The following is a 12,769-nucleotide window of genomic DNA, read 5'->3' on the forward strand; positions in this document are numbered from 1 at the left end:
ACGTCGGGCAGCGCCGTGTCGCCGGGTCGCAGCGACACCGGCAGGTTGAGCCTGCTGCGCCCCAGGTCCACGTCGACCGTGGCCCCGGTCGACGTCGGCACGGTGAACTCCGAGTCGCTCAGTGTCAGCACCAAGCCGAGGACCCGGCCGGCCGGCAGGACGGCGTCGTGCGCGTTCAGCCGCCACTTCACCGTGTACCAGCGCCCAGGCCGCAGCGGGGTCGGGTGGCTCAGCGAGTCCCGGTGGGCCGCGTCGACCCAGCCGCGGGTCATGACGCCGAAGTCGGACGTGGTCACGTTCTTCTCCGTGTCGAGGTAGCACGCGTCGTCCGCCGCGGTGGACTCGCCCCAGCACGACTCCGACGCGAGCGTCCGAATCCCCTCGCCCTGGAAGCGGTAGGCGATCCGCGACGCCGTGCCGTAGTCGACCAGCCGCGCGGACAGCTCCGTGTTGGGTTTGTCGACCTTCACCCGCAGCGAGACCGTCGCCGTGCCGCTGACCCGCAGGTCCTTGCGCAGCGGCGCGGACAGGAAGGCCTGCCGGCCCGGCAGCGAGGTGTTCGGCGACGAGACGGCCTCGTTCTCGCCGAGCGAGGGGTCGTCCACGATGGTCGCGATCTTGCCGGGCTTGGTCGGCCGCAGGCCAAGCGTGCCGTTCTCGCCGAGCGACACCGGCAGCGAGAACGCCCCGCGCGCCGGCCACGTCGACTCGTTCACCCACACGTCGGGCTGCCGCTCGATCGTCGCCTGCGGCTCACGCATGATGCCGTTGTTCAGGCCCTGCAACCAGTAGTCGAACCACCGGTGCAGCGTCGTGACCCACTCGGCGCGGCGGAAGTCGAACGGGTCGACGTGCCCGGGCTGGCCCAGCCAGATCTTGCGCGGCACACCGCGCTTGGCGAGCGCGTCCCACCACTGCGCGAAGTGCTTGGTCTCCACGTTCAGGTCGTTGATGCCGTGCGTGACGAACACGCTCGCCCGGACCTTGCGCGCGTCCGGCACGAAGTTCCGCTCGTGCCAGAAGGCGTTGTAGTCGCCGGTCGCGTTGTCCGAGCCGGCGAGCAGCGCGTCGCGCACCGGCTGGCACACCTCCGGCGGCCGGCCGTTGACGTAGCCGGACAGCCACGCGGGCCCGAAGTCGGCGGTGTAGAGCGCGCCGTCGTCGCGGTAGTAGTCGTACCAGCTGGAGATGGCCGAGATCGGCACGATCGTCTCCAGGCCCTCGACGCCGGTGGCGGCCACGCCGTTGGCCACCGAGCCGTCCCACGACTTGCCGATCATGCCGACCTTGCCGGACGTCCAGTCCGCGCGGGCCGGCGTGCCGTCGGCGTAGGTCGCGCGGCCGCGGCCGTTGAGCCAGTCGATGACGGCCTTCGTGCCGAGGATCTCCTCCCGGCCGCCGACGTCGCCGCAGCCCGTGGACCGGCTGGTGCCGTTGAAGTCCACCGCGGCGAAGGCGTAGCCGCGGGGCACGAAGTAGTTGTCGTAGAACAGCGGGAACTTCGTGACCGTGCCGTCTTCGGCGTACTCCTTGAGCTCGCTCTCGTTGCCGCGCCCGCAGCACTGGTAGTAGGGCGAGGAGTCCATCACGACCGGGATCTTCACGCCGGACTCGGCGGTCTCCCGCGGCCGGACCAGGTCGACGGCGAGCTTGTCGGGCGCGCCGTCGCCGTCGTTGTCGAGGGACGTGGTGACCCAGACGCTCTCACGGATGGCGTTCGCGTAGTCGTAGACGGGCTCCGTGTGGGTGCCCACGATGTGCGGCGGCTTCGCGGGAGGCGCGGCCGCCGCCGGTGGCGCGATCAGCACGCCGGCGAGACCGGCGATTGCCACGCCGAGCACGGTGCGGCGCAGGGAGGTGGAGAACATGACCGCGAACCTACGACTCCGGGCTGCGCGGCGGAAGCACGCAAACTGGCAACGATGGGGCACAGTGTCGGGATGTCTCCGGTGACGTCACAGGTCGGCTCCCGCGTGCGCACGGTCTCCCGCCGGGAGGGCTACCTGCTCGTCGCGGTCCTCGCCGCGGCCCTGGTGTGGTCGGCGATCGGCGCGAAGAGCCTCGGCACGTGGGCGCTCGAGGTGGTGTGGATCTTCATCGGCGCGCCGATCGTGCTGCTCAACCGGCGACGCTTCCCGCTGACGCGCCTGGTGTGCTGGCTGCTGGTGCTGCACGCGATCGTGCTCTGCTACGGCGGCCACTACACCTACGCGGAGACACCGCTCGGCGACTGGCTCCGCGACGTCTTCGACTGGCAGCGCAACAACTACGACCGCATCGCGCACTTCGTCCAGGGCTTCGTGCCGGCGATGGTGGTGCGCGAGCTGCTGTTGCGGCTCACTCCGCTGCGCCGCGGCGGCTGGACGTTCACGCTGACGGTGGCCGTGTGCCTGTCGGTCAGCGCCTGCTTCGAGTTCGTGGAGTGGGTGTCCGCGGTGATCCTCGGCGCCGGCGCGGACGACTTCCTCGGTACCCAGGGGGACGTCTGGGACACCCAGTGGGACATGTTCCTGTGCCTGTGCGGCGCGATCGTGGCCCAGCTCCTGTTGAGCCGGGTCCACGACCGGCAGCTACGGCTTCGGTGACCGACCGGTGGTGCGCCGAACCACCGGCGCACCACCGGTCACTCGTCAGGTCGACGTCAGGTCGACGTCGTCTGCGTGGCCCGGGTCGGCTCCGAGCCGCCGATCTCGCGCAGGTTCTCGGTGTGCTCGTCGACGTGGTAGTCCTCGCCGGTCGTCTCGTCGACGCCGTTGGAGACGTTCAGTCGCCGGACGATCAGCGTGACGACCAGCGCCACCAGCAGGTTCCCGGCCAGTGCCACGAAGCCGACGTAGATCAGCACCGTCGAGCCGGCGAACGGCTGCCACCCGAGAATGCTCAGCTTGTCGAGTGCGAGCGCCGAGCCGCCGAAGTGCGCGCGGCCCGAGGCCGGGTTGGGGATGTCGTAGAGCATGAGCATGCCCCACAACATGCCGACCGCCCAGCCGGCGACGAGCGCCCAACGGTGCAGCCACCGCGTGTACAGCGCGATCGCCACCGCGGGGAGGGTCTGCAGGATGATCACGCCGCCGATCAGCTGCAGGTCGATCGCGTACTGCGGGTCGATGAAGATGATGAACACGATCGCGCCGAACTTCACGACCAGCGACGCGAGCTTGGCCTGCTTGGCCTCCTGCGCGTGGCTGGCGTCGCGGCGGATGTACTCCTTGTAGACGTTGCGGGTCCACAGGTTCGCCGCCGCGATCGACATGATCGCCGCCGGCACCAGCGCGCCGATGCCGATGGCCGCGAACGCGATCCCCGCGAACCACGCGGGGAACTGGCCGTTGAACAGCTCCGGGATCACCGTGTTGGTGTCCACGCGGCCGGTCGCGTTGTTGACGAGAGGCTGGGTGCCCGCGGAGATCGCCACGAAGCCGAGCAGCGCGAGCAGGCCGAGCAGCAGCGAGTACGCCGGCAGCGCGGACATGTTGCGCTTCAACACGTCCCGGCCGCGTGAGGCGAGGATGCCGGTGACCGAGTGCGGGTACAGGAACAGTGCGAGCGCCGAGCCGAACGCCAGCGTGGCGTACTGCAGCTGGTTGTTCGAGTTCAGCAGGGTGTCGCCGAACGGCGCGCCGGTCTTGGGGTTGACGGCGGACAGCTTGTCCTCCGCGTCGCCGAAGATCTCTGCCCAGCCGCCGAGCTTGATCGGCAGGTAGATCACGGCCACCAGGATCACCAGGTAGATCAGGATGTCCTTGACGAACGCGATCAGCGCGGGTGCGCGCAGGCCGGACTGGTAGGTGTAGACCGCGAGGATGACGAACGCGATCAACAGTGGCAGGTGGCCGAAGAAGCCGGCGCCGTTGAAGCCCATCGAGCGCAGCACGGCCTCCAGGCCGACGAGCTGCAGCGCGATGTAGGGCATGGTCGCGACGATGCCGGTGATGGCCACCAGCAGGGCCAGCAGGGAGGAGCCGTACCGGCCGCGCACGAAGTCGGCCGGTGTCACGTAGCCGTTGGCCCGGGAGACCGACCACATCCGCAGCACCGGCAGGAACACCAGCGGGTAGGCGATGATCGTGTACGGCAATGCGAAGAACCCGGTCGCGCCCGCGCTGAACAGCAGCGCCGGCACCGCGACGAAGGTGTAGGCGGTGTAGAGGTCGCCGCCGACGAGGAACCAGGTGATCCACGAGCCGAACTTGCGCCCGCCCAGACCCCACTCGTCGAGGTGGTCCAGCGTCGACCCGGCACGCCAGCGCGCCGCGACGAAGCCCATGAACGTGACGAAGGCGAACAGGAGAGAGAAGACGACCAGCTGTGTCCAGTGCATCAGCGAGCACTCCCCTCGTCGGTCTCGTCGGTCTTGGCGGCCTCGTCGGTCACGACAGGCTCGTCGGGCTTGTCGGTCTCAGCGGGCTTGTCGGTCACGGCAGCCTCGTCGGTCTCGGTGGCCGGCACGTCGGTGGCCGGCACGTCGGCGGCCGGCACGTCGGCGGCCGGCTCTGCGGCGGCCGGCTCGGCGGCGGGCACCGTTCGGTCCACCGGCACGGTGCGAGTCATGCGGTAGACGATGATCGTGCAGAGCACGCCGATCGGGATGCCCAGGAACTGGAACCAGTAGAAGAACGGCATCCCGATGAGCTCTGGGGACTTCCGGTTGTAGAGGGGAGTCAGCAGGACGATGAACGGGATGATCAGCAGCAGGTTCCATGGGTTGAAAACCAGCCCGGTGACCCTGCCTCGTGTGTTGCCGGAGGTCATGGTGGCCTACCTCGTTGGTCGCTATCCAGACAACGATGTCGGAAGAGACCCTAGGACCTTTCGATCATCTCGTCACGCTCTGCGATGTGTCGGTTTCGAAACGCTCGCGAGGCCCCCGTCCGTGGACGAGGGCCTCGCGGAGAGTCGTCTCAGGACTTGTCGAGCCAGGCGTCCACCTTGGACTTGTTCTCCTTCACCCACTTCTCGCCGGCGTCCTCGGGAGTCATCTTGTCCACGGCGATGTACTTGGCCACGAGGTTCTGGTCGTCGTTCGTCCACTCGAAGTTCTGCACCAGGTCGGCGGCCGGGCTGCCGGACTCCATGAACTTCTTGCTCGCGATCTTGTCCAGGTCGTACGGCGGGTAGTCGCACGCGACCTTCTCCGCGTCCGCGTCACAACCCGGCGTGTACTCCGGCAGCTTCACGTGCACCAGCGGGACCTCGAGCATGAACCACTGCGGCTCGTAGAAATAGCCCAGCATGGGCTTCTTGTCCTTTTCCGCCTGCCGGAACGACTGGATCAGCGCGGTCTCGCTGCCCGCGTACACGACCTTGAAGTTCAGGTTGAGGTTCTTCACCAGCGCCGCGTCGTTCGTGACGAACGACGGGTCGCCGTCGAGCAGCTGGCCCTGGTTGCCGGACTCGGACGTCTTGAACAGGTCCGCGTACTTGTTGAGGTTCTTGTAGTCGGTGATGTCCGGGTACTTCTCGGCCATCCACGGCGGCACGTACCAGCCGATCGTGCCGGTGTTGCCGGTTGAACCGACCCGCACGGCCGTCTTCTGGTCGTCGATGTACTTCTTCTTCAGGTCGTCGTGGCCCCAGTTCTCCAGCACCACGTCGACCTCGCCGGTGCCGAAGCCCTGCCAGGCGACCTCCTCCTTGAGGTCCTTCTTCGTCACGTTGCAGCCGAGCTCCTCCTCGGCGACGTAGGCGACCACGGCCGCGTCGGCCTCGTAGCCGACCCAGGGGTTGATGGCGATGTTGAAGTCGCCGCACTCGGCCGTCTCGCCACCAGCACCGCCTCCCCCGCCGCCGCCGGAGTCCTCGCCGACCTTCGCTCCGCTGCAGCCGGCCAGCACCAGCGATACCGCCGCGAAGAGCACCGTCGCGCGTACGTTCCTTCTCCTCATCGTGACCGTCCTCCTCGTAGGGTCTAGCTCGCGTTCCGCCCGGTTCGGGCGGCCGCGGCCTGGGTGATTCGATCGAGCATGATGCCGAGCAGCACGATCGCGAGCCCGGCGGCCAGCCCCTTGCCGAAGAGCTGGTTCTGCGAGAACCCGGCCACGACGTCGTAGCCCAGCGCGCCCGCGCCCACCAGCCCGCCGACGACGACCATGGCCAGCACGTAGATCAGCCCCTGGTTCGTCGCGAGCGTGAGCGAGCGCGCCGACATCGGCAGCTGCACCTTCGAGATCGTCTGCCACCGGCCCGCGCCCGAGGCCGTCGCGGCCTCCACGGTCGTCGCGGAGACGCCGCGAATCCCGTCCGCGACGATCTTGATGACGATCGGCGCCGCGTACACGAAGGCGGCCACGATCGCGGTGAACCGGGACGGCCCGAACAGCGCCACGAACGGCACCAGGTAGACGAAGGCCGGCATCACCTGGGCGGCGTCCAGCAGCGGCCGAATCACTCGGTCGGCGCCGGGGCTGCGGCCCATCCACACGCCCACCAGCACCCCGATGGCCACCACGACGACGGTCGCGAGCAGCGTGGACGCGAGCGTGGTCATCGCGTCGTGCCACACGCCGGTGGCGACCAGCAACCCCAGGCAGAGCGCGGACACGACCGCGGCCCGGGTGCCGCCGAGCACCGCCGCGAGCGCGACGATCACCGCGCACATCAGCCACCACGGCGAGTCGGTGAGCAGCGACTGGAACGGGTTGAGCACCGACGTGGTCACCGCGTCCCGCAGGTCGTTGGTCAGCACCGACAGGTGATCCTGGATCCACAGCGTGACGTCGCCCGTGGTGCGGGAGATCCACGGCCCGATGTTCCAGCCGTAGGGGAACTCGGCGGCCCAGACGTAGGTGTAGGACAGGTAGACGCACACCGCCGCGGCCACCCCGCCGCCGATGAGCAGCGGCCGGCGCAGCCGGGGCGGCCCGCTCGCGTGTCGCAGCTGCTTCTCCGCCCGGTCGCCGGCCGCCGTGGTGACCCGGTCGAGCACGACGGCCATGACCACGATCGCGAGGCCGGCGTTGAACGCGGTGCCGACGTCGAGCGTCTGCAGCGCCTTGATCACGGTCTTGCCGAGGCCGGGCGCGTCGATCAGCGCGGCGATCGTGACCATCGCGAGCGCGGCCATGATCGTCTGGTTGATGCCGACCACGATCGTCCGCTTGGCCATCGGCAGCAGCACCTTGACCAGCGTCTGACCGCGGGTGGCGCCGAGGGAGTCGGCGGCTTCGCGGCTGCTGGCCGGCACCGAGGCGACGGCGTGCGCGGTGATGCGGATGGCCGGCGGCATCGCGTAGATCAGCGTCGCGATGGTCGCCGAGGCCGGGCCGATGAGGAAGAACAGCGTCAGCGGCGCGAGGTAGACGAACGTCGGCATCGTCTGCATGAAGTCGAGCACGGGGGTGATGACCCGGTTGACCCGCGGCGACAGGCCCGCCCAGATGCCGAGCGGGATGCCGATGGCGAGCGCGATGAGCACGGCCGCGGCGGTGAGCGCCAGCGTGTCCATGCTCTCTTCCCACAGACCCTGCAGGCCGAAGAACACGAACCCGGCGATGGCGAGGATCGCGAGCCGGACGCCTGCGAACACCCAGGAGACGTAGCCCGCGATCGCGACCACGCCGAGCCAGCCGATCAGCGGGACGCCGCGGCCGGGCACGGGCTGGGAGATCAGGTACTGGAAGCCGGTGACGAGGTTGTCGATGACCAGTCGGATCTCGTTGAAGAAGTAGAGGAAGATCGGGTTGGTGTTTCGGCTGGCGCCGATGGTGTCGTTGAGGTCGTTGAACCAGCGGTGCAGCCAGGTCAGCTGGGCGGGCGCCAGCTCGAGCGTGGCCCGCCCGCGCAGGACCGCGAACAACACCAGCCACGACGCGAGGATGACGAGGATCGCCGTCCAGCGACGCGACCGGCGGTCACGCTTCGCGGGCGGTGGTGGCGGCGGCTCGGCCTCGGGTGGAGCCGGAGGCGCGACCGTGGTCACGTCCGTTCCGCCTTCCCGGACTTAAACCTTGTGGTCACCGTTGATCGGTGCCCGGCGGTTCGGCGCGTACCGGTGGCTGGGTCGCGTCCCGTTCCCCTGAGGTGCGGTTGGTAGACCGCCACAGCGGCTGTCATGTCGCGCTCTCTCGGGCCGTTTCGGGCTCGGCGGTCGGGTCGGGTTCGGGGTTCCGGTCCGGAGCGGACACCCGCACGGTCTCGCGGGGCCCGGGGTCGGTTCGGGCGATCACCTCGAGGATCTCCTCGTCGCCGACCACGCCCAGCAGCTTGCCGTTCTCCACGACGCGCACCGGCTTCTCCGCCGCCAGCACCGCCCGGGTCGCCTCGCGGACCACCACGTCCGGGCCCAGCTCCGGGCCGTCGAGCGGGTCGCCGGGCTCGGCGTCGCGCATGATCCAGCGCAGCGTCAACACGTTGGCGCGCGCCACGTCGCGCACGAAGTCCGCCACGTAGTCGTCGATCGGGGCGCCCACGAGCTCGTCGCCGGTGCCGATCTGGACCATGTCGCCGTCGCGCATGATCAGGATGCGGTCGCCGAGCTTGAGGGCCTCCGACAGGTCGTGGGTGATGAACACCATCGTCTTGCCGACCTCGTTGTGCAGCCGGATGACCTCCTGCTGCATGTCCCGGCGGATCAGCGGGTCCAGCGCGGAGAACGGCTCGTCGAACAGCAGCACGTCGGGGTCCACCGCGAGCGCCCGCGCGAGCCCGACCCGCTGCTGCATGCCGCCGGAGAGCTGGTCGGGGAAGGAGTTCTCGTAGCCCGCCAGGCCGACCAGCTCGACCACCTCGCCGGCCCGGCGCCGCCGCTGGGCGCGGCTGACGCCGCGGATCTCCAGTCCGAACGCGACGTTGTCGATGACCCGCCGGTGCGGCAGCAGCCCGAAGTGCTGGAACACCATGGCGAACTTGCGCCGGCGCAGCTCGCGCAGCCGCCTCTGGTCCGCCGTGCGGATGTTCTCGCCCTCGAACATGATCTCGCCGGCCGTCGGCTCGATGAGCCGGGTCAGGCAGCGCACGAGCGTGGACTTGCCCGACCCGGACAGGCCCATCACCACGAACACCTCGCCGGGCGCCACGTCGAACGCGACGTCGCGGACCGCCGCCGTGCAGCCGGTTCTCGCGAGCAGCTCCCGGCGGGACAACGCGGTCAGCGCGGCATCGGTCGGGACCCGATCGGCCCTGGGGCCGAACACCTTCCACAGGTCACGAACCGAGATCACCGGATCGGCGGATGTCGTCACGGGCCGGCCTCTCTCCTGAGTCATGGTTCCGCGCGTGACTCACGCGCGGAACCAGTACTGCGGCTTCGGGTCGATGTTGTGCCAGACGTGTTTCGTCTCGCGGTACTCGTCGAGCCCGGCCGGTCCGAGCTCACGACCGACGCCGGAGCGGCCGAAGCCGCCCCACTCGGCCTGTGGCACGTACGGGTGGTAGTCGTTGATCCACACCGTACCGTGCCGTAGGCGCCGGGCGACCCGCTGCGCCCGGCCGGCGTCCTGCGTCCACACCGCACCGGCGAGGCCGTAGGTCGTGTCGTTGGCGATCCGCACCGCGTCGTCCTCGTCGGCGAACCGCTCCACGGTGAGCACCGGGCCGAACGACTCCTCGTGCACCACCGACATCGACTGGTCGCACTCGTCCAGAACCGTTGGCAGGTAGTAGAAGCCGTCCGCGAGCGCCGGATCGTCCGGGGCCTGGCCGCCGCAGCGCAGGACCGCGCCCTCCGCGACCCCGATGTCCACATAGGCCGCCACCTTGTCCCGGTGCGCGGCGGAGATCAGCGGGCCGGTCTCGGCGTCCACATCGAACGGTCCGCCGAGCCGGATCGCCGACGCCCGGCGGACGATCTCGTCGACGACCGCGTCGTGCACCTCGTCCTGCACGACCAGCCGGGCGCCGGCCGAGCACACCTGGCCGGAGTGCAGGAACACCGCGGTCAGCGCGAAGTCGACTGCTGTGGGCAGGTCGGCGTCGGCGAACACGACGTTGGGGTTCTTGCCGCCCAGCTCCAGCGCGACCTTCTTCACCGTCGCGGCCGCGGCCGCCATGATCCGCCGGCCGGTGGCGAGTCCGCCGGTGAACGAGACCAGGTCGACCGCCTCGTGCTGGGCGAGCGGCGCGCCGGCCGCGGGTCCGGCGCCCAGCACCAGGTTCGCGACGCCGGCCGGCAGCCCGGCCTCGGTCAGCGTGCGCATCAGCAGGATCGCCGTGGACGGGGTCAGCTCGCTCGGCTTGAGCACGAACGTGTTGCCGGCCGCGAGCGCGGGCGCGACCTTCCAGGACGCCTGCAGCAACGGGTAGTTCCACGGCGTGATCAGCCCGCACACGCCGACCGGCTCGTGCACCACGCGGCTGATCGCGTCCGCCCGGCCGGTGTCGACCACGCGGCCCGCGTCGGTGCCGGCGACGGCGCCGAAGTACCGGAAGCAGGCGACGATGTCGGCGATGTCGTACTCGCTCTCCACCAGCCGCTTGCCGGTGTCGAGCGACTCGGCGCGGGCGTACTCCTTGGTGTCGCGCTCGAGCAGGTCGGCCACGCGCAGCAGCAGCGCGCCCCGCTCACGCTCCGGAGTGGCGGGCCAGTCGCCGGCGTCGAAGGCACGGCGTGCCGCGAGGATCGCCGCCTCGGTGTCGGCCGCGGTCGCCTCGGCGACTGTCGCGACCAGGCTGCCGTCCGCGGGGCAGCGGATCTCGCGCCGGGCGCCATCGGCCGGCTCCCGCCACTCGCCCCCGATGTACAGCTCAGCCATGGGCACAGTCCTCACGTGCGCGCCGTTGCGTATCGTGCACGCTAGTGCTTAATGGGCAAACCCTCGTCCACCGCGCGACCAACGTCAAGAGTGTTGTCCACCTTGGTACCGATAGAACTCGACCGTCGCCGGCGGTAACGGTGTGTTACCGAGAATGAGGTCGGCGGCCTTCTCGGCCAACATCATCACGGGCGCGTAGATGTTGCCGTTGGTCACGTAGGGCATCGCCGAGGCGTCCACGACTCGCAGCCCGCGCAGTCCGCGCACGCGCATCGACGCCGGGTCGGTGACCGCGTGCTCGCCCTCCCCCAGCGCGCAGGTGCACGACGGGTGCAGCGCGGTCTCGGCCTCCCGGCCCACCCAGTCGAGGATCTGCTCGTCGGTGCTCACGTCGGGGCCCGGGGACAGCTCGCCACCGTTGTAGGGCGCCATCGCGGGCTGGTTCAGCAGGTCGCGGGCGACGCGGACGGCCTCGACCCACTCGCGACGGTCCTGGTCGGTGGACAGGTAGTTGAACCGCAGCGCGGGATGGCGCCGCGGGTCGGTGCTGGTGATCTTCACCGAGCCGCGGGCGTCGGAGTACATCGGACCGACGTGCACCTGGTAGCCGTGCCCGCCCGACGGCGCGGACCCGTCGTAGCGCACCGCGATCGGCAGGAAGTGGAACATCAGGTTCGGATAGGTCACGTCCTCGTTGCTGCGGGTGAACCCGCCGCCCTCGAAGTGGTTGGTCGCGCCGGGGCCGCGGCGACCGAACAGCCACTGCGCGCCGATCCACGGGCGGTAGCGCCACTTCAGGTACGGCTGCATGGACACCGGCTGGGTGCAGGCGTACTGGACGTACACCTCGAGGTGGTCCTGGAGGTTCTCCCCCACGCCCGGCAGGTCGGCCACGACGTCGATGCCGAGCGCGCGCAGCCCGGCGGCGTCGCCGACCCCGGACAGCTGCAGCAGCTGCGGGGAGTTGATCGCGCCGCCGCAGAGGATGACCTCGCCCGCCTCCACGGTCCGGCGGCCGCCGCGGTGGCGGTACTCGACGCCGGTCGCGCGGTCGCCGTCGAAGCGGATCCCGGTGACCAGCGCACGGGTGACCACGTCGAGGTTGGGCCTGCGCATGGCCGGGCGCAGGTACGCCTTCGAGGCCGACCAGCGGCGTCCTCTGTAGACGTTGCGGTCGAACGGCGCGAAGCCCTCCTGGCGGTAGCCGTTGACGTCGTCGGTGAGCGGGTAGCCGGCCTCCTGGACGGCCTCGAAGAACGCGGTGAACAGCGGGTTGGTCGCCGGCCCCCGCTCGAGGACGAGCGGACCGTCGTGGCCGCGGTACTCGTCGTCGGCCGCGGCCGCGGTGGCGTTCTCCATCCGCTCGAAGTACGGCAGGCAGTGCGCGTAGTCCCAGGTGGACATTCCGGGGTCGGCGCCCCACCGCTCGTAGTCCAGCGGGTTGCCGCGCTGGAAGATCATCCCGTTGATGCTGCTCGAACCGCCGAGGACCTTGCCGCGGGCGTGGTAGATCCGCCGGCCGCGCATGTGCGGCTCCGGTTCTGACTCGTACTTCCAGTCGTAGAACCGGCTGCCGATGGGGAACGTGAGCGCGGCGGGCATGTGGATGAAGACGTCCCACGGATAGTCGGGCCGGCCCGCCTCGAGCACCAGCACGCGGTTCGCCGGGTCCGCGGACAGCCGGCTGGCGAGCACGCTGCCGGCCGACCCGCCCCCGACGATGACGAAGTCGTACATGGTCGCCTCCCCGGAGTTAGGACTTCTCGTCGAAGTTCCGCGTGACCAGGTCCTCGACCTTGCGTAGGGCGTCGGTGGCTTGCGGACCGGTCGCCGACACGACCAGCTCGTCGTCCTTGCGGGCGCCCAGGGCCATGAGCGCCAGCACGCTGTTGCCGTCCGCGCTCGCGTCGCCCAGCCGGACGGTGACCACTGCGTCCACTTCGGACAGCGTACGGGCGAGCAAGGCGGCCGGGCGGGCGTGCAGGCCGATCTCGTTGGTGAGCCGGACCGTGACCGACTCCGACTCAGCCCCGGGCTGCGACGCCGGCTCCGGGGCGTCCCGCGGCGGCTCGGCGGCGCTG

Annotated in this window: 10 protein-coding genes; 1 reads left to right on the forward strand and 9 read right to left on the reverse strand. The window is 70.1% G+C overall.

The genetic code is table 11. The annotated features are described in order from the left end of the window. The coding region (locus tag ACRDSK_RS25715) for a Xaa-Pro dipeptidyl-peptidase (RefSeq protein WP_431443835.1) at positions 1 to 1,868 on the reverse strand (1,868 nt) is incomplete at its 3' end. Positions 1,869 to 1,949: 81 nt separating this feature from the next. Between ACRDSK_RS25715 and ACRDSK_RS25720 the strand changes: the two genes are divergently transcribed. Further along, positions 1,950 to 2,585, forward strand: a complete 636-nt coding sequence (locus tag ACRDSK_RS25720) for a DUF2238 domain-containing protein (RefSeq protein ID WP_431443836.1) — start codon at positions 1,950 to 1,952, stop codon at positions 2,583 to 2,585. Positions 2,586 to 2,641: 56 nt separating this feature from the next. Here the strand turns inward: ACRDSK_RS25720 and mctP are convergent, their stop codons facing one another. The 8 genes from mctP to ACRDSK_RS25760 form a co-directional block, all read right to left on the reverse strand. Further along, positions 2,642 to 4,321 (reverse strand): monocarboxylate uptake permease MctP, encoded by a 1,680-nt coding sequence (mctP, locus tag ACRDSK_RS25725; RefSeq protein WP_431443838.1) that lies wholly within the window; start codon positions 4,319 to 4,321, stop codon positions 2,642 to 2,644. Then, positions 4,321 to 4,752 carry a DUF3311 domain-containing protein gene (locus tag ACRDSK_RS25730; protein WP_431443839.1) on the reverse strand — a complete coding sequence of 144 codons (432 nt, stop codon included), beginning with the start codon at positions 4,750 to 4,752 and terminating at the stop codon, positions 4,321 to 4,323. Before ACRDSK_RS25730 ends, mctP begins: the two co-directional genes overlap by 1 nt. Before the next feature lie 149 nt (positions 4,753 to 4,901). Then, a complete protein-coding gene (locus ACRDSK_RS25735; RefSeq protein ID WP_431443840.1) occupies positions 4,902 to 5,885 on the reverse strand; it encodes an ABC transporter substrate-binding protein in 984 nt (327 codons plus the stop codon). 23 nt (positions 5,886 to 5,908) lie between these two features. Beyond that, on the reverse strand, positions 5,909 to 7,918 hold the full coding sequence (locus ACRDSK_RS25740) for an ABC transporter permease (RefSeq protein ID WP_431443841.1): 2,010 nt from the start codon (positions 7,916 to 7,918) through the stop codon (positions 5,909 to 5,911). Positions 7,919 to 8,048: 130 nt separating this feature from the next. Then, complete coding sequence (locus ACRDSK_RS25745) at positions 8,049 to 9,179, reverse strand: quaternary amine ABC transporter ATP-binding protein (protein WP_431443842.1); 1,131 nt, start codon at positions 9,177 to 9,179, stop codon at positions 8,049 to 8,051. Positions 9,180 to 9,218: 39 nt separating this feature from the next. Next, on the reverse strand, positions 9,219 to 10,688 hold the full coding sequence (locus ACRDSK_RS25750; RefSeq protein ID WP_431443843.1) for an aldehyde dehydrogenase family protein: 1,470 nt from the start codon (positions 10,686 to 10,688) through the stop codon (positions 9,219 to 9,221). An 84-nt stretch (positions 10,689 to 10,772) separates the two neighbouring features. Then, positions 10,773 to 12,425: a choline dehydrogenase gene (betA, locus tag ACRDSK_RS25755; RefSeq protein WP_431443845.1), complete on the reverse strand. Its 1,653-nt coding sequence runs from the start codon at positions 12,423 to 12,425 to the stop codon at positions 10,773 to 10,775. Between the two features lie 16 nt (positions 12,426 to 12,441). Next, positions 12,442 to 12,769, reverse strand: a 328-nt coding sequence (locus ACRDSK_RS25760) for an HPr family phosphocarrier protein (protein ID WP_431443846.1), incomplete at its 5' end; no start/stop codon positions are given.

The organism is Actinophytocola sp. (assembly GCF_050699915.1).
Lineage (GTDB): Bacteria > Actinomycetota > Actinomycetes > Mycobacteriales > Pseudonocardiaceae > Actinophytocola.

Coding starts and splice junctions, on each gene's coding strand:
- mctP (WP_431443838.1), bottom strand. CDS start 4,321: ATGCACTGGACACAGCTGGTCGTCTTCTCTCTCCTGTTCGCCTTCGTC.
- ACRDSK_RS25730 (WP_431443839.1), bottom strand. CDS start 4,752: ATGACCTCCGGCAACACACGAGGCAGGGTCACCGGGCTGGTTTTCAAC.
- ACRDSK_RS25735 (WP_431443840.1), bottom strand. CDS start 5,885: ATGAGGAGAAGGAACGTACGCGCGACGGTGCTCTTCGCGGCGGTATCG.
- ACRDSK_RS25750 (WP_431443843.1), bottom strand. CDS start 10,688: ATGGCTGAGCTGTACATCGGGGGCGAGTGGCGGGAGCCGGCCGATGGC.
- betA (WP_431443845.1), bottom strand. CDS start 12,425: ATGTACGACTTCGTCATCGTCGGGGGCGGGTCGGCCGGCAGCGTGCTC.